General features: G+C 34.3%; 18 protein-coding genes. 3 read left to right on the forward strand and 15 right to left on the reverse strand.

The annotated features are described in order from the left end of the window. Positions 1-17: 17 nt before the first annotated feature. From MOC86_RS18155 to MOC86_RS18205, 11 genes are all read right to left on the reverse strand, one after another. A complete protein-coding gene (locus MOC86_RS18155) occupies positions 18-881 on the reverse strand; it encodes an AraC family transcriptional regulator (RefSeq protein WP_268585395.1) in 864 nt (287 codons plus the stop codon). Between the two features lie 56 nt (positions 882-937). Further along, positions 938-2,350: a sugar porter family MFS transporter gene (locus tag MOC86_RS18160; RefSeq protein ID WP_268585396.1), complete on the reverse strand. Its 1,413-nt coding sequence runs from the start codon at positions 2,348-2,350 to the stop codon at positions 938-940. A 52-nt stretch (positions 2,351-2,402) separates the two neighbouring features. Beyond that, on the reverse strand, positions 2,403-3,374 hold the full coding sequence (locus tag MOC86_RS18165; protein ID WP_268585397.1) for a sugar phosphate isomerase/epimerase family protein: 972 nt from the start codon (positions 3,372-3,374) through the stop codon (positions 2,403-2,405). 370 nt (positions 3,375-3,744) lie between these two features. Further along, complete coding sequence (gene phnX / locus MOC86_RS18170) at positions 3,745-4,563, reverse strand: phosphonoacetaldehyde hydrolase (protein WP_268585398.1); 819 nt, start codon at positions 4,561-4,563, stop codon at positions 3,745-3,747. Further along, positions 4,563-5,654, reverse strand: coding sequence for a 2-aminoethylphosphonate--pyruvate transaminase (gene phnW / locus MOC86_RS18175; protein WP_268585399.1), 1,092 nt, complete (start codon positions 5,652-5,654; stop codon positions 4,563-4,565). The genes phnX and phnW overlap by 1 nt, the downstream gene beginning before the upstream one ends. A gap of 15 nt (positions 5,655-5,669) precedes the next feature. Next, positions 5,670-6,650, reverse strand: coding sequence for an extracellular solute-binding protein (locus MOC86_RS18180; RefSeq protein ID WP_419146655.1), 981 nt, complete (start codon positions 6,648-6,650; stop codon positions 5,670-5,672). Positions 6,651-6,674: 24 nt separating this feature from the next. Continuing rightward, a complete protein-coding gene (locus tag MOC86_RS18185) occupies positions 6,675-8,294 on the reverse strand; it encodes an ABC transporter permease subunit (protein WP_268585401.1) in 1,620 nt (539 codons plus the stop codon). Continuing rightward, positions 8,287-9,039, reverse strand: a complete 753-nt coding sequence (locus MOC86_RS18190; RefSeq protein ID WP_268585402.1) for an ABC transporter ATP-binding protein — start codon at positions 9,037-9,039, stop codon at positions 8,287-8,289. The genes MOC86_RS18185 and MOC86_RS18190 overlap by 8 nt, the downstream gene beginning before the upstream one ends. 89 nt (positions 9,040-9,128) lie before the next feature. Further along, complete coding sequence (locus tag MOC86_RS18195) at positions 9,129-9,905, reverse strand: DeoR/GlpR family DNA-binding transcription regulator (protein WP_268585403.1); 777 nt, start codon at positions 9,903-9,905, stop codon at positions 9,129-9,131. A gap of 389 nt (positions 9,906-10,294) precedes the next feature. Next, a complete protein-coding gene (locus MOC86_RS18200; protein WP_268585404.1) occupies positions 10,295-10,798 on the reverse strand; it encodes an Imm6 family immunity protein in 504 nt (167 codons plus the stop codon). 146 nt (positions 10,799-10,944) lie between these two features. Continuing rightward, on the reverse strand, positions 10,945-11,367 hold the full coding sequence (locus MOC86_RS18205) for a hypothetical protein (RefSeq protein WP_243515627.1): 423 nt from the start codon (positions 11,365-11,367) through the stop codon (positions 10,945-10,947). Between the two features lie 251 nt (positions 11,368-11,618). Here MOC86_RS18205 and MOC86_RS18210 point away from each other — a divergent pair, with 251 nt between their 5' ends. After that, the gene (locus MOC86_RS18210) at positions 11,619-12,110 is read left to right on the forward strand and encodes a hypothetical protein (RefSeq protein WP_243515629.1); all 492 of its coding nucleotides are present in this window, start codon (positions 11,619-11,621) and stop codon (positions 12,108-12,110) included. Positions 12,111-12,632: 522 nt separating this feature from the next. Here MOC86_RS18210 and MOC86_RS18215 read toward each other — a convergent pair. Beyond that, positions 12,633-13,748 (reverse strand): restriction endonuclease, SacI family, encoded by a 1,116-nt coding sequence (locus MOC86_RS18215; protein ID WP_268585405.1) that lies wholly within the window; start codon positions 13,746-13,748, stop codon positions 12,633-12,635. 93 nt (positions 13,749-13,841) lie between these two features. Between MOC86_RS18215 and MOC86_RS18220 the strand changes: the two genes are divergently transcribed. Together MOC86_RS18220 and MOC86_RS18225 are read left to right on the forward strand one after the other, a co-directional pair. After that, positions 13,842-15,032 (forward strand): DNA cytosine methyltransferase, encoded by a 1,191-nt coding sequence (locus MOC86_RS18220; RefSeq protein WP_268585406.1) that lies wholly within the window; start codon positions 13,842-13,844, stop codon positions 15,030-15,032. A gap of 122 nt (positions 15,033-15,154) precedes the next feature. Further along, on the forward strand, positions 15,155-15,781 hold the full coding sequence (locus MOC86_RS18225; RefSeq protein WP_268585407.1) for a DNA-3-methyladenine glycosylase family protein: 627 nt from the start codon (positions 15,155-15,157) through the stop codon (positions 15,779-15,781). 55 nt (positions 15,782-15,836) lie between these two features. On the opposite strand, the gene MOC86_RS18230 is transcribed toward MOC86_RS18225, so the two are convergent. The 3 genes from MOC86_RS18230 to MOC86_RS18240 form a co-directional block, all read right to left on the reverse strand. Then, positions 15,837-16,355 carry a hypothetical protein gene (locus tag MOC86_RS18230; protein ID WP_268585408.1) on the reverse strand — a complete coding sequence of 173 codons (519 nt, stop codon included), beginning with the start codon at positions 16,353-16,355 and terminating at the stop codon, positions 15,837-15,839. Positions 16,356-16,667: 312 nt separating this feature from the next. After that, complete coding sequence (locus tag MOC86_RS18235) at positions 16,668-17,630, reverse strand: PD-(D/E)XK motif protein (RefSeq protein WP_268585409.1); 963 nt, start codon at positions 17,628-17,630, stop codon at positions 16,668-16,670. After that, a complete protein-coding gene (locus tag MOC86_RS18240; RefSeq protein ID WP_268585410.1) occupies positions 17,623-19,767 on the reverse strand; it encodes a Z1 domain-containing protein in 2,145 nt (714 codons plus the stop codon). The genes MOC86_RS18235 and MOC86_RS18240 overlap by 8 nt, the downstream gene beginning before the upstream one ends. Positions 19,768-19,795: the final 28 nt, after the last annotated feature.

The following is a 19,795-nucleotide window of genomic DNA, read 5'->3' on the forward strand; positions in this document are numbered from 1 at the left end:
CTAACATAGCCCAGTACCTAGACTTGATTTCTCCTTCTATATTCAGCAGGAGTGATGCTTGTCTCTTGTAAAAATACGCGGCAAAAATAATGGACGGAAGTAAATCCACACTCATCTGCAATAGATTGTATAGAGCGACTTGTTGAGCGAATTTTCTTTGTTGCTTCTCTGATCCTTTCATGTCGTACATAGTAAGTGTAGGGAATCCCTACTGTCTCACTAAATAAACGTGACAAGTGGCGTGGAGAAACATGAAAGAAGCATGCTACATCATTTAGTGAAAGAGGTTGGTCCAAATTATCTTTGATAAACCTTTGAGCTTCTTCTACAATCTTTCTTCCTTTATCGTAAGAAGGCTTAGGGCGTTGATCATCTTCTGTTCCACAAAATAGAGATTGCAAAGACAATATAAGCGATACACCCAGAGTGTTTAAAATATCAGCCGAAGATGTTTGCTCAGCATGCTGCATTAACGACTTCCACAGCAAAACGGTTGCATTATCCTCGCTATTTGGAATATAGATACTGTCTTCAATGGCTAATTTTTCAAAGAGAAGCTGCTGTTTTTCTGAGGTATTTTCCTTCTCTATTTCAAAGGCAACCCAAAAGAGAAATAAGTTATTTCCTTTATGAATTCTATGAAGTTGATGAGGACGTGAAAGAAAGAATGTTCCTTTCTCAAGAAGAAAATCCTCATTATTCTCAGAATAAAGCCCAGTGCCATCTACAACATAGCAGATCTCAAAGAATGAATGCTTATGGATTGGAGTACCAGGATGTTTCCTGTCAGCTCCCCAATAGTGTACACGGATAGAAAGGTCCCGCCCGACACAACAACTGGCTCCACGTTGTAAAGTTCGAATAGTAGTTGCTAAACTCATTAAGCATCCTCCTTCAGTAAATCCATTTCTATTTTAAAACATATACGAGTGTAGAATTAAAGCACTTCTTCAGAAGCCTCTTTTTGACTATATTTGTCCCCATGAGAACGAAATTGAGATTCCAGCCCTTCTAGTGTTTTACCTTTTGTTTCAGGTAAGAAGCCTTTTACAAATACGATTGCTATTACTCCTAGAGCTGTGAAAACGAAAAAGGTTGTTGATAAGCCGATTTTCTCAAGAAGTAGCGGAAATGTTAAGCCTATAAAGAAATTAGCGATCCACAAGCAGAAAACACTAATTCCCATTCCTAATCCTCTTATACGTAAAGGAAAAATCTCAGCAAGCATAAGCCATGTTACTGGTGCAACAGCACCTTGCATAAAGGCAAGGAATGTTACTGTTAGTGATAGAACCACATAAGGAAGCATATCACTTCCAGCAAGTACATTAGAGAATATGCCAATAAGTAAAAGGGAAGTGGTAGTTCCAGCAAGACCAACTAAAAGCATTGGTCTGCGTCGTACTTTGCCAAGCAACCAAATCCCGATACATACCGTAATAACAGAAATTAAACCATTTGCGATATTGGCAATTAAAGCCGCTTCTGTTTCGAAGCCTGAATCCCTTAAAATTTGAGTACCGTAATACATAATCGAGTTAACGCCTGTAATCTGCTGAACAACCGCAATCCCAATTCCTAAAAATACAATACGTCGTATCCAAGGGATAGATAGATCCTTTAAAGAAGCCTGCTTTAGCTTACTGTCTTTTAAAACCGTCCCCTTAACTTCATCAAGCTCAATCTGAGCTTGATCTCTTGTACGAATCTTCTGGAGCACGGTTAAAGCTTCTTCATTTTTTCCTTTTGAAATAAGCCAACGTGGACTTTCAGGCATTCTTAACATACCGATGAATAGAAATACAGCAGGTAAGGATGCGATGGCTAGCATATAGCGCCAAACGTTAACATCATCAGCCATCATGTTTCCTAATACAGCATTACAAGTGAAAGCTAATAGTTGTCCGCCTACGATCATCAACTCATTTTGTGTAACCATTCTTCCCCTTCGCTCTACAGGCGATACTTCTGCTAGATAAGTAGGAACTGTAACAGATGCCCCTCCAACAGCAAGCCCTAATAGGAAACGAAAGATGACCATTACCGTTACATTAGGAGCAAATGTACATCCAAGCGTTCCAACAAAGAACAAAACAGCAAGATAGATAATGTTCTTTCGCCTTCCCATGTAATCAGATAGCCTACCCCCAATAATAGCTCCTATCGCAGCACCCAGAAGGAGCGAACTAGCGACAACTCCTTCTGTGAATGCATTAAGTCCAAGTGTTTCAGACATAAAAGGCAAAGCACCGTTAATAACTCCTGTATCATAACCAAAAAGAAGTCCTCCGAAGGTTGAAATAACAATAATAGTAGTTAAGAATGACTTTTGTTTCCTCTCTCCACCCATATTGATCTCTCCTCTTAAAGTCTCTTGCTTTCTATGCCGAGCTCTATCAACCTTATATTGTTACGGAGACACTAGCTTTTGTTTCAAATTCTCTTGGTAACGTTTCTTTTAATATATCCATTGATTTTCTTACACCTGTGATTGGTTCCATTGTTAAGTCTTCCATCTCTAAAACAATAGGTCCCTTATAGCCTGTCATTTTTACAACTGTGAAAAATTCTTTCCACCATGCACTATCATGGCCATACCCAAGTGCAACATAATTCCAAGAACGAGATGCAAAACTTTCCATTGGTTTTACATCAATTAATCCTTGCGCATCAACAATTCCTCGTTCTAACCGAACATCCTTCGCATGGATATGATAGATAGCATCGCCTAATGTTCGAACTGTTGTTATAGGATCCCCACCCATCCAGAACAAGTGGCTAGGATCAAAGTTCATACCTACCATATTTCCTACTTCATTACGAAGCTTAAACATTGTTTCTGCATTGTGTACGAGGTTATATCCTAAGTTTTCAATTGCAATTTTTTTAACTCCGTATCCTTCTGCCGATTTCACAGCTTTTTCCCAATACGGGAAGGCTACTTCATTCCATTGCCATTCAAGCATGTCAAAGTGCTGCGGTAAAATTGGATGTGTAATCCAGTTTGGCGTTTTATCATCCGGACCTCCTCCAGGACAACCAGACATCATCACAACAGTCTCAACTCCTAAAAGTCCTGCAAGCTGAAACGTTTTTTCGACACCTACTTTATGCATTTCTCCCTCTTCTGATGGATTCAACTGATTTCCTGAGCAGTTGAGTGCTGCAATCTCAATCCCTCTTTTCTTTAAGGAATCCATAAACTGCTCTCTTTTGATAGCGCTTTCCAATAATTCATCAACATTAATATGTAGAGCCTTTGACCAGTTTCCACACCCAAGCTCTAATGATTCTATTCCTAATTCTACACACTTATCTAGCATCTCTTCAAATGGCATATATCCTAAAATATCTGTTACTAATCCTGTTTTCATTCCCTATTCCCCCTTAAAAATTTAAATTGTGAAATCGTTATCATTTGAACGTAAGGATAAATGACTGTTTCTATAAATTATTATAAAACAACACGGCGGAAAAAGTATTTGTACAATAAAGCCTTTATATTGTACTTTAAGGACTTTTTTATTTAATGACGAGTCGTTTGAAATAGAATCTATATCGATAAAAACCTAAATTTAAAAGTAGAAAAAAGAGGCTTTCCAAAAGTTCAAGGAACTTATAGATAACCTCTCAATCTACATTCTCTTATTGCTGCTCTCTTTTATCACCTATCAATATTAAAAACGAAATATCTCAAATTCTAAGAATCATAGGGCTCAAATTATCTACCAAGCTCTTTCTTTTTTATCTATGCTCTATTACCAATTGATCTTTAGATAATATTCCATTAATCTTATCAATTAATAATGGAAGGTCTTTTATCGTTTCTATCGTAAAATCGGCTCCGTTATCAAGAAATGATTGTCTTGTTTGGTTAATAGCTATCTCTTTATCATCAGGAGACAAAGCATTAAATTCATTTTGAGATAACCCCATTTCTGAGCTACCAACAATTACACCAACTGCCCATACTCCTGCCTGGATTCCTTCTTTTATATCTGAAATTGTATCTCCAACTTTTATTACATGACGAACGGATGAAATTTTTAATTTTTCCATGTTTCTAAAAATCATATATGGATAAGGTCTTCCATAGGAGTTTGTTTCATCAGCTGTAATATAAAAGTCAGGTTCATATCCTTTTTTTAAGGCATTAGGTACAACTACATCCATCATTTTGTTTGTATATCCAGTAGTTGAACCCAACTTTAGCCCTTTTTCTCTTAGCACATTTACGACATTCACTACTTCTGGAATTGGATCTGTATATTGGGATAAGGATTGAAGTAATGCAGGCTCAAACTCCTCATATAAATTCTCTACATCCATTTCATTAAAAGCTCTTCCATAAAGCTCTTCCCAAAGCTTAGAGATTCTCGGCATGGACAGCATAGTCCGTATATGATCAATCTTCAGCATTCCCATTGGCTTACGCGCTTCAGCTATTGTAACATCGATTCCAGCTTGCTTGAAAATATCTACAAATACATTTACTGGTGCAAAGCATCCAAAATCTACAGTCGTTCCTGCCCAATCAAAAATAACACCTTCTATTTTACTCATTACGCCTTCACTCCCATGAATTCATTTATAATATTACATAGCTTATTTATATCCTCCTCATAAACTTCACCAATGTTACCAATTCTAAATGTATCTATGTCTGTTAACTTGCCCGGGTAAATGACAAATCCTCTTTCCTTCATGTATCTATAAAAAGGTTCAAAACTAAAGTGTTCGTTTGGATATAAGAATGAGGTAATAATAGGAGACTGCTTTTCTTCCCCAATGTACGATTCAAATCCCATCTCCTTCATTCTTTTACAAAGAAGCTTATTATTGTTGACATATCGATTATAACGTGCAGAAATGCCACCTTCTTCCCTGAGCTCATCTATGGCCTTAGAGAAGGCTGCCACAACATGAGTAGGGGAAGTAAATCTCCATTTTCCATCCTTATTCATTTCTCTCCATTGATCATATAAATCTAGCGATAAACTCCTAGAATTCCCCTCACAAACTTCTAAACTCTCAATCTTAGCTATCACAAATCCAAACCCTGGAACTCCTTGAATACATTTATTTGCACTACTGATCAAAAAGTCAATGCCTAATGCAGGAACATTAATATCCATACCTCCAAAGCTACTCATAGCATCAATAATAAGCTTTTTATTAAAATCTTTTGCCACACGTGAAATCATCTCAATTGGATTTAAAATGCCAGTTGTTGTTTCACAATGAACCATGACAATATGAGTGAAGCTCTTATCTTCTTCCAGTAGGTTTCTAATTTTCTGCTCATCTGGATGTTCATTATATTTCGTTGCCAATTCCACAAAATTCAGCCCTAGGTATGTTGCCATTTTGACAATACGCTCCCCATACGCTCCATTCGTAATGATTAGTACCTTGTCCTGTTTCGTTAATGCCGTTGTCATAACGGATTCTACTGTGAAAGAGCCGCTCCCTTGCATTAATACAACCGTATAGTGTTCACTTGTTGCATGAGCTAACTCCAAAAGTTCTCTTCTAATTTTTTGAGTGATAATCTTGTAATCATCATCCCAAGTACAACGATCAAAAAGCATCTCTTTTTTCACGTTTTCTGTTGTTGTCAACGGTCCCGGAGTTAAAAGTTTATATTGTTTCATAATACTCGTCCCCTTTTATTTTGCAGAATTAAAAAATGCTTGATGTTTTTCGAGAAGCTCAACTGTCAATGGTTCTTTAAACACTTTATTATTAGCAGCTTTATTTTCTTCATCTACGGTCTCTCCTTCATACAAAGGAACAGGGTAATAGTTAATAAGTTCAGCTCTTGCATCTTCTACAATAACCTTTGCCATATCCATTGCTAGTTCTGTCTTCTTATCTTTTTTATTGATTACTGCTAATGATTCTGTATTAGAGAAATTCCCTTCAACAGGGTCAATAAAGTCTATAGGTGCTCCTGACTGCTTCACTTCCACCGCCTGATGACGAAGACCAAATCCTACAGCAACTTCTCCAGCTTGTACCTTTTTAATTGAACCTGAACCAGAGCTTTCTAAATGGGGCCCTGCATTCTTTATAATTCCTGCCATTACTTTCTTTCCTTCTTCTTCCCCATATTCACTGATAATGGCTTGGATTAACATCCATCCTGTAGAGGAATCCATAATATTAGGAATAGAAACCAATCCCTTATATTCCGGACTTGCTAAATCCTTAATAGACTTTGGTATATCTACCCCTTTTTGTTTCATCATTTCTGTATTAAAAAATACAGCACCTGTATTAGCTAAGATGGGAGTATAAAAAGCTGGATACTTATCAATTGTTTTCGTTTCAAACGCTAAATCTTTAAACATTGAATGCCGCTCTTCGGCACTTTCTAGAAAATAAGAACTCATGGTGACTAAGTCAGCCTCTATCTGCTCTCCTTCAGCCATTAGTTTTCCTCCTAATTCAGATGTACCAAGAGATTGGATGATATATTTCCCTTCATACCCAGCATCTTTTAACGATTTCTCCATCGCTGCTATTGCTTCTTCATCTCCATTGGAGTAAATCACAACTTTGTCATCACCACTGTTTGCTGATTTTGCTCCACATCCTGCCATGATGACGACAAGTCCAATTAATATCATAAGTAGCCTTTTCTTCATCCTCATTTATTGTCCCTCACTTCATTAAGTTTTTTGAAATTGCCTCTTCTGTATAAAATCACAAATGAGTTTAACTACAATGTTTGTACAAAATATGAGTAAAGATAGTACGAAAATCTCGTTGAACTTAGCAAAGTGCTGGAGTTCCTTAATTTCACTTGATACAAGAGAGGTTTGTGCAGATACTAGAAAAATAATCCCACTTACAGTTACCATAGAATTAATAAAATAGTAGCTGAACATCTCGGTAACAGTGGAAGCTGAGTTCGGCAGAATAACACGATAAATCGTTTTAAACCAGCTATCACCAAGCAAACCACCTGTTGTCTCCCATGTAGGATTCATTTTAGACAGAGAGTTTTTTGCCATTAAATAAGGTGTCGTAAAATAGTGAACAATATTACAGAATATTATGATAATAAAAGTTCCTTTTAGGGTACTTTCATTGAATAATAAGAGATAAGAAAGACCAAGTACCATACCAGGTAGTGTATTTGTAACCATGGATACAAGATCAAAGGTCCCTCTTCCTTTTAAGCTTGTCCTCGTATTTAAAATAGCTGAGCAATAGGCAATTACAATTCCTATAACCGTTGTAAAAATGGCCACAATGACGGAATTTTTATAAACCATGCTTAAACCACTCGTTGTAAATACATTAACAAAATGCTGAAATGTGAATGTTAAATTGTAAGGGAAGTTCGTTAAGAATGGTGCAATAAACATGACGAGAAAGATAGAAAACATCCCAACTACTACCCCAATAGATATGATTCCTAGAACACAATCTCGAACTCGATTTTGAATAATATCAATAGGAGTAAATTTATCATAGTGAAAATTGAAACGCTCTAAGTACTTGAGTAAAATAATAGCGAATAATGCTGGTAAAAGCATGAATACAGCAATAACTGCCCCATCACTAAAATTTGGTATCGTTCCTAACATAACTTGATATAAGTGAGTCGCTACAACAGAATATGTTCCTCCAAGTGAAGCTGGGATTCCGTAATCTGTAAAACTTAGGATAAAGGAAAGAACAAATGCTCCTCCTAGTGTACCAAGCATTGGTCTTAAAATTGTATTGTAAAAACTTCTTATTGAACTATCCATCATTAATGTACTAACAATCATAAACTTCTTATCGATATACGAAAATGAGTTATTAATTAAGAGATATGCTGAAGGCAATGTGTAAATAACGTATCCTAACAGCAAACCATTAAATCCATAGATATTAAATAATGGTTCTCCTAATATTTGTGTAATAAGACCTTGATTACCAAAAGAGTACATAATGGCAAACCCATATGTAATGGTCGGCAGCAACATTGGAATTAAAATCCCTATTTTTATTGCACTTTTTAAAGGCTTAAAGATATTAGTAAAATGAAACGCGTACGCTATTAAGAAAGCAAGAATAGTTGTAATAGCTGCGGTAATACTAGAAATCTTGATACTATTTGCAAAAGCTGCCATTAGTTCACTATTAGATAGAACGTTTACGTAATTATATATGTCAAACCCTTGACTGCCTTCGAAGGAACGTACAACAAGTATCCCAAGCGGTAATACCAAGAACAAGAAGAAGATCATCAAGATTATCCCATATATCACTCTCATTTCTGTACGTACATTAAGCATATTGCTCACCAAATAAATGAAAGATATTTTGTCTTTTAATCTGTAATTGTTTTAATATAAATCCTTTCACAAATTCATTCTTTGGTTGGTGAATAATTTCATGGGGTGTCCCAAATTGAGAGATATTCCCTTGATTAATAATAAGAATCTTATCAGATAAAGTTAATGCTTCTTCTGGATCGTGGGTTACAATAATAGTTGTGAGCTGAAATTCCTTTGCAATTGATTTAATTCTTTCTTTAATTGATTCTTTAATAACCCCATCAAGGGCACTTAATGGTTCATCAAGAAGAAGAAGTTTTGGCTTCATCACTAAAGTTCTAGCTAGTGCCACTCTCTGTTTTTGACCTCCAGATAATTCACTAATTTTTTTATTCAGATGAGGCTTTAGCTCAAGGAAATTGATATACTCTTTTAATTCTTCTTCAGTCACTAACCCTCGTTTATTCTTCAGCCCATATACAATGTTCTCATAGGCATTCAAATGGGGAAAAAGGGCATAATCTTGAAATACAATATTAAATCCTCGATCTTTCATCTTTACATTCGTCAAATCTTCATTGTCAAAAATGATTTTCCCTTTATCCATTTTTGTGAGACCTAAAATAATATTTAATAGCGTTGTTTTCCCGCTTCCACTTTGTCCAAGTAACGAAACAATTTCGCCTTTATTAATTTCCAAACTAATGTTATCAAGCACTACCTTATTATCATACTGTTTACTAATTTGCTCTAGCTTTAGCAAACAACTCACCTCCACCTTTAAAGTTAAACGCACATATTTATAGATGCCTTAGGAGGTAATTGAGCTGAAGTGCTCTCAATCCTAGTCTCCTAATCAGCTTGAATCCACTTAGAATCGTCTATTCCAAAATCCTTAACATGCGGTACATTCGTAATAATATAGTCCACTTCACTTAGATCTTGTATTTTGTAATTAGCAATATTACCAATCTTTGAGGAATCACTTAAGATATAAGTTTGCTTAGCATTAGCCATAAAGATATTAGAAAGCATACATTTGTCTAAATCATAACTTGTGATACCTGCATGATGATCAAGTCCATCAATAGAAATAAAGGCTTTATCTACAAAAAGCTCATTAGCCATTCTCTCTGCTAAAGAACCAGAAGTACGAAAATGATCACCTTTTACATGCCCCCCAAGGAAAATCATTTCTCCTTTAAACGGATGTTCATCCTCTTCATATTCCATTAACTTAGCTGCGAAAGGAAAAGAGTTTGTAATAACTGTCACATCTTTCTTTCGTTTGATAGAAGAAGCCATTTGTAACGTCGTACTTCCTTCATCAATAAAAATAACTTCTCCATCTTCCACAAAAGATGCAGCTTTTAGACCAATGATGATTTTTTGATCAATATGGAGGATTCTTCTCTTAAACATAGACAACTCATTAGAATCCTCTTCAATTCTTACTGCCCCGCCGTGAACTTTTTTAATTTTTTGTTCACTTTCTAATTCTTCTAAATGACGACGAATAGTTTCTGTTGATACGTTAAAAATCTTTGCAAGACCATTTACCTTCACTTGTCCTTCATTATTCACTATCTCTATAATTCTCTTCTTTCTTTCTTCAGCTAATAAAGACATCATTCATTCTCCTTTGCTTTCTACTCAAATTATAAAAAATGATTGTAAAGTGACTATTAATACATTGTTAATAGTTTGTTGATATTTTGTGGTTTTTTGTGATATTAGTTGGTTTTTATTATATAGGTTTGAGGTATTGCTTGTAAATTGAATATTTATAAATTTATTCCATCTTTTTATACTCTTGTTTAATAACTTAAATAAAGTGAGTAATATAGGAAGACTTTTTATTAGAACAATATTAGAAAGATCAATAAAAAAGCCTGTTCAAAAGTTAATTAAGCTTTTGAACAGGCTTTTATTTGCTAGTAAGATGTGATTATTTCTTTCTATCTTACTACTACTAAACCTATATATACAGGGCATCGACTGCTATCAACATTTATTACCTATAACAGCTTTAATGTTAAAGAAATCGGTCTTTTAAATTTTGAGCCTGAAGAATAACTTTCTAATATATATGTTTTGATATTATTAATACTTTCAAAATTAAATAAACCTGATTCCATTGCATTTTCTCCTAACGTTTTCAATGTATCGTCATTAATACTTTCCATTGCTTGAGGAACAATTTTTACGTTTTCATTTTGATATGCTTGATAAATTGTATAGGAAACTCCATCTAAAACGGCATACCATGCGTGTTGTTTTAATCTATCTTCTTCATCATTGGCAAATTCAGTTATATCAATGTAATCCCCACTATCTATGTAGTTATAAAGATAATCTCCAGTTACATTTTCCCCTGCAAGCCATTTCCAACAGTCATCAAGAGCCTCTCTGCCTGTTTGATATCCAGGCTCCTTGGATTTTATTATGTAAAACAGTTTTTCAGCAATTATTAAACCTGTAGCAACTTTAGACTCTGCAGTGAGATCGTGTATAAAGTTCATGAGTAATCCCCCTTATTACTCTCAATTTATCACAATAAAAAAGCTGCTCAAAAGGTTAATTCTCCTTAGAGCAACTTTTTTATATCAACATCTTTCTTCTGTTATCATTAACAAACCTTTATCAAATCATAGTAGACCATATCTGTTTAAAAGCAAGTAAACGATTGAATTTGACGCAGGTCAATTCCGAAATAAACCCATCCAAATCCAGTCCAGCGATATCCTGCAACAGAAGTTCGACCAACAAATATTGGGTAGAACCAGAACTGTTCAGCTCCTCTTAACCATACATACGTATAGTTGAATAAACATCTTGCAATCCCACCTGGATCAACCGCAAATGTTTCTACTTGTTGTTGAGGAACAAAAGTTGGTGGTGGAGCAGTTGGTGGGCCGGAAGTTGGGCCTTGGCTAGGAGGTCCAGGTGGTCCCAGTGGCGGGGATGTAGGTGGTGGAGAAGGAAAAAACCCACTGAATTGTCTTGCATCAAAGCCTGTGTGGTCTAAATGAGAAGGTATTTGTTGATGATTTAAATAGCCATAATCAACGTTTTTATGATAAGGATACATAATATTAAACTCCTTTATTTTCAAATCTTATTGCATCATATTCTTTAGTTGTTTGCCTATCAACTTGTTCGCTAAGAAATGGGCCTTTACCTACATATCATAATTATTGTTGCAAATTTTGTGGATTAAATAGCCTTTTTAGCGGTTTATCCATCCCCACCATTTTCTTTATAAGTGTCATGTAGGCATAAGTTTGCATATGGTACATCAGAAAATAACCGGTTCATTCGTGTAGTAATGGAGGAATAGAGATGACAAATTTTTATTTTTTTAATGGAGTCATTAAGATGATTACAGATTTGAATGTAGGAGAGAATGAGGGCAATGCAGGGTGTTACAAGTTAATTTCCGTAGAAAATGAATTAGGAGCAGTCGTAAATTTTGTAGCAGGACCTTCAACTTACTTTGTAGATCATGTTGCAGTATCAGTAGGAGATTATATAACGGGATATTATGACGGAGATGCCCCTGTTCCTCTTATTTATCCCCCACAATACCAGGCACTCGTTATTGTAAAAGAGAGTACAAGTCGAAATGTGAAAGTAGATTACTTTAATAGCCAGTTAGTGAGTAGTGATGGACAATTACAAATAAATATAGCACCCTATACTCAAATACTATTAACAAACGGACAATTTTTTTCAAGAATACCTGTAAACCGAGATCTAATTGTTATTTACGGAGCTTCAACTAAAAGCATTCCAGCTCAAACAACTCCCTATAGAATAATTGTTTTATGTTAGAAACCATCCTAAAAAAGAAAAGGCCTCCCACCAGTTTTGTAAACTGATGAGAGACCTTCTCTCACAGAGATAGCTTTTATAAGCTGTTCCTGTTAAGGAGTAGAGAGCATGAATTACATCATGCCGCCCATAAGTCCACCGCTTTGTAACATGTTTAATGAAAGTTAACGTAAGTTGATTAATCCGAGCAATCAAACGTTTTCTTAAGATTGGTAATGTAATTTCTTTAACGATAATTAATGGTTTAACACAGGGCTATGTTACCCTTTTGTTACTCCATTTTTAGTCAATGGTACATTTTATTTATAGACTTTTATTCTGTACAGTATTATTTTGTTACTTGTAAGAACTTAAACTAGTAACTCAGTTACATTATCTAAATCTTTTAGGACCATATATCTTACGTTCTTTCATTTACTTTTATAATAAGAAAGAACAGGAAATTAAACATTGTTATAGACGCTATAGTCAAAGCTTTTTATAAAATCAAAAAATATAATAACCGTTCCATATGTTTAGTGGTCAGGATGTGGTCACTTCAGCCAAACCATTTCTTTTTGCCACCTCGATAAAGTGTTTTACAGTATCTGGTTTTAGTCTTGCTTCATTTGAAATATCAAGTAGGATTTGAAAAAATTCTTCAAATGATTTCTCAAGGCTAAGAGACAGAATTAATTTTGTAAAAGCCAGATGTCCAAGGAAGGTTAGGTAAACACCTTTTTCTAAAGCCTTGTTAATTAGGGCAGCGTGAGAAATTTCTGAACTAATTAACTTCCCGTTTGGACCCGTTATAAACATCAGCCTAGAACAATTTGAAATCGCTGCTTTATCAACGGCATGCATAACATCTTGAGTTGCATATTCTTTGTCTTTTGCTTCAATAGCATATAAAATTTCATTATTTAAATAAACATCTATATCACTGATTTCTTGAGAAGAAGCCCCAGATTGATTAACAACATGAACTTCTACTCGGGTTTCTCCTGCTAGAGATTCTGTAAAAATGTTCATTAAAGCACCTATAGCTAAAGCTAGGGATTCTCCACCAAATGATTTAGTGAGCAATTCTTGAACAAAGTTTTCCAACTCAATAAAGGAAGGCGTATTAATTGTTAAAGCGCCAATCATTTCTTCTTTATCTTTGGCCAGTTGTAACGCATAATAAATAGCGTCAGTTAAAGCATCAAATGCTTGCTCTTTCGTAATTATCGTTGGTAAAAAAGCGCAGAGTAATCCTAATAACTTGCTATCTTTGCCTTTTCTTACTGGGTTATCAGTACTTAATTCAGGTATTCTTGCTGGTTTATTTAAAAATGGTTCATTGGAGCTTCCCAGTGCTCCAGATAATTTTTCTTTTTCAAAACGGACTAATACTTTATGACATAAGGTTCTAGCGTCATAAGCCCCATCAAGCTTTGAACTTTTTTGTAAACAAAGCGGATTAATTTTAGGATCTGTTGCTTTTGCTAAAAATGCATTAACCATAATGTATCTATAAGTGAGGTGTGTCTCACTTAATACAGTATAAATCTCTGTTTTAAAACTCGAGACAGGAGTAAAATCTTCTTTAGTAGCAATGTCGTACGCTTTATTGATGACCTCCCAAGCATCAATAAGTATTGAACTTTTGGTTTCCAAAAAATCGACCACCTTTTATAAAAATATAATACAAGAAAATTTTACCTTAAATATTAATAAAATCAAATTAAAATAAGTGAAGGATTGAATTAAATGAATAAAAAATTTAAAGGCATCTCCTTATTTTCAGGAGCTGGAGGTATGGATATTGGCTTTGAAAAAGCAGGCGTTGAGGTAATATGGGCAAATGAACTAGACAAGGATGCTAGTAAAACGTACCAATTAAATAATCCACACACACTCTTGCGTCAAGGCGATATTCGAGAACTTTATCCAGAGTTAAAGCAATTTAAAGACGTTGATATAGTATTCGGAGGACCCCCATGCCAAGGGTTCTCGGTGGCAGGAAAGATGGATCCAAACGATGAAAGAAGCACATTAGTATGGACTTTTTTAGATGTAGTAAAACTCGTAAAGCCAAAAGCTTTTGTAATTGAAAATGTTAAAGCTTTAGGTAAGTTAGAAAAATGGCAATTAGTAAGAGAAAAGATTTATAAATTAGCTAGTGAGATGGGTTATAGTTGTAATACCTATATATTAAATTCAGCAAATTATGGTGTACCTCAAAAAAGAGAGCGTGTATTTTTTGTTGGTTTCTTAAACAAGAATATTGAACATGAAGCCTTTGAAAGAAGATTGATCGAACAGGAAAGACATCCCAAAAATATTAGAGAAACTATCGCTCATTTAGGACCCGCTGGTACAGAGAAGAATCCTTTAACCTGTACAGCAAAAATTACTTTTGCGACAAATCCCATTATGAGAAAATCCCCTTATGCGGGTAATGTCTTTAATGGAATGGGTAGACCATTAAATTTGGATGAAGCTTCTAATACTTTGCCAGCCTCTATGGGGGGAAACAAAACACCTATAATTGATGAGGAATTTCTACATGGACAAGCTCGAGAAAATTGGGTTGTAAACTATCATAAAGGGTTATACGAAGGAACCATTAAACCTCAATTTGCTAGTAGTCCTCCTACCAGACTAAGAAGGCTTACAATTAATGAAGCTGCATTGATTCAAACGTTTCCTGAAGACTATAATTTTCAAGGTAGTAAAACCTCAATATATAAACAGATTGGTAATGCAGTCCCTTGCTTGTTAGCAGAAGCTGTAGCCAAAGCAGTTTTGGAAGAACTGGATAATTCACAAAACATAACAAGTGGAGAAAGTCAATTAACATTTGATGACCTTGTCGAACGGAATAACAATTCCATTATTGATAGTGGTGAAGGGTTTATTGACTTAAAAGAAGGGTTTATTGACTTATATAAGGAATAAAAAAGCAAAAGCTTTATAAAGAGAAATACCTTCGTTGCTGTGCGAGGGTATTCTCTATTTACTTTTTCAAGAAATAAACCCCATATTTTTCACAACATTTAACATTGAAAAGGTGATAATGAATGCAAGAAAAACTAGATATTTTAAGTCAAAGTGATCCTGTGTTGGGGAGATTTATTGAAATTATAGGTCCCTTAAAATTAAAAAAACAGAATGACCTTTATTTATCACTCGTTAAATCAATTATCGGTCAACAGCTCTCTGTCAAAGCAGCAGACACGATATTTGGCCGCTTTGTTGTATTGACAAATAGCCTCGTTTCTCCCGAGATAGTATTAATGCTTTCAGACGAGGAACTTAGGGGGATTGGCATATCCTATCAAAAAATAAGGTATATAAAAGATTTATCACAAAAAGTATTTGAAAAAGAGATTGAATTAGAAACCTTGAATGCATTAAACAACGATGAAGTTATTAGTACTCTTACCAAAGTAAAAGGTATAGGAACATGGACAGCTGAAATGTTTTTAATCTTTTCCCTAGGAAGGGAAAATGTACTATCTCTAGCAGATGTAGGATTACAACGAGGGGTAAAATGGTTATATAACGCTGATGATGGAAAAAAAGCATTAATTGAAAAAGGTGCGTATTGGAATCCTTATCGGTCGCTTGCTTCACTATATTTATGGGAAGCAGTCAATCTTGGCTTTGTAATGAAGTATAAATCTTTTAATGAATACCTTTTATAAACCAATGAAATTTAGAGTATAAAGAAAGGACCGCTTTCTATCTCGGTCCTTTTTCTCAAACATCTTTAAAAAATTCATCTAAGTTAACAGGAGTAGAAGTTTTGAATTTGGTGTTTTCCAGAATTGGGTTGAAATCAAGTCCTGGATCTATAATGTTATACAAATCATTATATAAGGTAATGATGTTATCTCGATATAAAATTAATTCATTATAAATATCATCAAGACCATAAAGTGAATCTGATTTCACATAATCTTTAGCCCTAAACAATTCTCCCTGTTGGTACTCAATATCAATATATAAATCATCACTGTATTCTATGTGCATGTCCCCAAGTTCATCACTAGGATTATTAATATCAAAAAACTTGTGGTCATAAGATAAACCAATATTCCCCTGTCGAAGATTTACTTCTACTCCATTTTTGTCTCTTACATTAAACTCATATGGTTTATATAACTCTTTCACTTTAAGGCTATTTTTGTGTTTAATGTCGTTAGCGAGACTTCTTACAGAAGTTTTGTTGCCTACAAAAACATAGTTATTAGCAAAGGTTTCAAAATTCGTTTTCAAAGATAAAATATTAATATCTGTTTGGGATTCTAAAAACTGAAGGACTTTTCCATAGTTACAATTTTGCTCGGCATCTTCAACCCAACCGTCAACATTCCTTACTATGTCATTTTTATTCTTAAATGCATTGACTACTTAGTTCATGCCCAAATTGAAAGTGAATTTCTTTTTATATAGGGATCCACCATGATTAAATTCATTCCAAATTCTATAATAAAACCAAGGAAGATGTTAACTTTAATTAACATCTCCCTAAAAAAATATCTTTGGTTAAATAATATTTTTACTTACTTTTTCATGTTTTAGTTCGCCCTACCATTTTTTTATCCACTTATCTAACTCATTATCAGGAATATTTCTTATTGTTGATAAGTCAACATTATACCTAGTATCTGTAACACCAGGTGGTTCAGGCAGAGGAAATTGGGGTACATTACTTACATGATAAAACTTTAAATTTTCTTTAGCAAACCTTTCATCATATATTGGGCCTCTTTCCGTTGACGTTTCCATACCTGCGAATTTCCTAGCTTTCTCTAATTTAATAATTAAACTTAAATCGTCGCTAATATGCTCAAACACAGTAGTTATTAAATCTCTTAATGAAAGACCCTCATCTTCTTTTCTCAACATTAGAGAGGCAATAATAGTTTCATTCGGCTTGCTATTGCATAATTGTTGATGACTAAAGGCATGAATTCTTTCTTGTAGGGATGTAGATTTCACTTCTAACCGTAAGCAATCTTTAACAAAGTCAAATTTTCTGTTTGGTTCTTTATGCCAATACTTCATGAAACTTTTTATATTACCCGTTTGAGTAATAAAAAATAGTTCTCCCCAAAGTCCTTGCCTCTCTCTTTCTAAGCTTTTTGATGGAGATGATGTGAACAATTGTACTAAAGAATTAAAGAACGAAAAAAGTTCCTCGCCAATTTTTTTGTAATCTTCTCTCCGAACGAAGGCTAAACATAAAGTTAAAAAATCCTTTTTCATCTGAACATTATTAGTATGACAAACAAGCACATGATATTTTTCTTTTTTAAAAGTTTGCTTATCAACCCTCAATTTACACAATACACCTAATTTTAATGAAACTAAATCCGTACAATAATGTTGCTCAACAAATCCATCTTCAGATAAAACAATTAAAGCAAGATGTTTATTTTGGTCTAAGGCAATATAAGCTGGGAATTTATCATTTAGTAAAACACCAGAATAGTCACACTCATCGCTGCTAATACCTAATTTCCCCAAAAGATATTCATAACTATACACTTGCTTTTAACATTCTCCCTGTATGTTCTTTTGTATTTTCCGGAACAAACAATCCAAGTACAACCGTTTCAGGGATATCCTCCTTTTTGGGTTTTACAATATGAAACTGAAGCTGGTATTTTCCCTTGAGTATGTTTGCATCACCACAATAATATTTGGGGTCTGCTTCAACTCTTCTTGGGCTATGTCCCTGAGGTAGCTTAATAAACCTTCCTTTTGATGAAATGCTTCTCTCTCTAGGTTTAGTTGGATCTATTAGCACGGAATCAATATAGGATAAACTATCATAATTTGATAGTCTTTTTATTATGTTTTCAATCAAATGTTTCGTTTTTATATTTTCCTCGTTCAGATAAAGTAAATCTCCCAAGAGACCAATAATTGTATCAATGTTACAGTTGGAACATAACACATGGGACAAATCTCCATATTTTTTAACAACACCATTTTCTTTAAAAAACTTATTTACCAAATGTACATTCTTTCGTGCAAGTGATTTTTTTTCTTCAGCAAAATCAAGATATATCCATCCATACTTGAGTTCCTCTGCCGATCCAACAGATTTACGAGTGGGGATAAACGGGCTAGATAAACGAAATATTCTTGATTTCCAACTCTCAATTTTTTCTCCATTTTCCTCGAGTTGTTCTAAGATTGACCAAAGATCATCTTCGTGACCTAGAAGATCAGAAAATCCTTTTTGTAGCGATTCCGTTAAATAGATACGACACAAATCTAAATACTTACCCTTATACCCAAACCACCTTGCACGCTGTTCCATAGTATCTGCATTAGGTTTTTTAGCCCACCGAGTTATATATGTCACCGCTAAACCCTCAACCGTAACTCCCCGTTCAAGCATATTACCACCTATAAGAATGTTATTCTTAAAATGCATGTTATCTTTAGTAGGTACTTGCCCCTCTTTTGAGCTATTAACTAACCAAATTTTCAAATCTAAAAACTCATCATGTACTTGTTTTAATATACGTTCAAAAGAATCAATTTTTTTAAAAGTGTGTGTTTTAAAATCCTGATAACTTTCTTTAAATATAGAAGTTAACTCTTTCTTATTTATATTGTTTACTGAATTAGATGAAAGAATTGCAGCCCAACTTCCAACTAACTGCTCAACAATTTTAAAACCAAACAAATGTTCATTTTTATTCCCACTAATATGAACGAGCATTGAATGTTTATCATTATCTTTGCGTAGGGACCTAATAGCTGCACCAATAAAAAAATCAGCCATAGCTTTTTTCAGCTGAATAGTTGCATCTCCCAGGGAAATAATGTCTCCCTCTTCCTCAGAAAATGTCCTTATATATTTATGCTGCTCTTTACCATGGAATGTGGATCCTCCTGTATAAGTTTTACCTGCAGGTATTAGTACACAAGCTTCTGGGGACAAAATATCAAAGGATTTTATTAAATTTGCTTGCGGAGTTGCGGTGTAAGCAATATACGAGTGTAAGTTAAAGGTTTCTCTTAGTTGTTTAATGTTCTCAAAAGTCGTCGACCCTTTGGGCTTCTTTGGTTTATTATTTAATGATGCTTGATCCCCCTCATCATCTATAATTATTGTTGGAAGAGACGTGGTATCTATTAATGAAAAGATTTTTGTTAAATGACTTATATGAGTTCTTTCCTTTAATACGGTGATTAGAATCTTCTTTTTTCCACCTTTAATTAAGCGAATAATGTCTTGTTCAGGTAAATCACTTTTTGCTGAAAAGGTAGAGAAGAAAGCAATGTCATTACCCCATTTTTCAATTCCTAAATCTTCTTTAACACGATCCATACTTTGTTTGAATAAATTCTTTTTTGTTCCTGTAAGTAAAATTACTAAAGGAAAAGTATTATCTAGAGCAAGAGCTGTTACGGTATTAATACAAGAGGTTTTCCCACTTTGAACCTTTCCTAACCCTAATAAAGTGGAAATGCCATTATCACCAGAAGGATTTACGCAGTAGCTTAAAATTTTTGCAGATGCGTGTTTAAGTTTTTCACGTTCTTCATCATCCATCTTACTAAAATACTTCTCCATAACATGGTTTGTGAAAGTACCATCCAATTTTACATTCCAACAAGCGCTTATCTTATTATTTATAACTTTGAACTTTGCTATTTCAGACATAAGGAGTGACCCCCAATTTAATATTTAA

Origin of the sequence: Priestia endophytica (assembly GCF_026790145.1) — a bacterium.
Classification (GTDB): Bacteria; Bacillota; Bacilli; order Bacillales; family Bacillaceae_H; genus Bacillus_I; species Bacillus_I endophytica_A.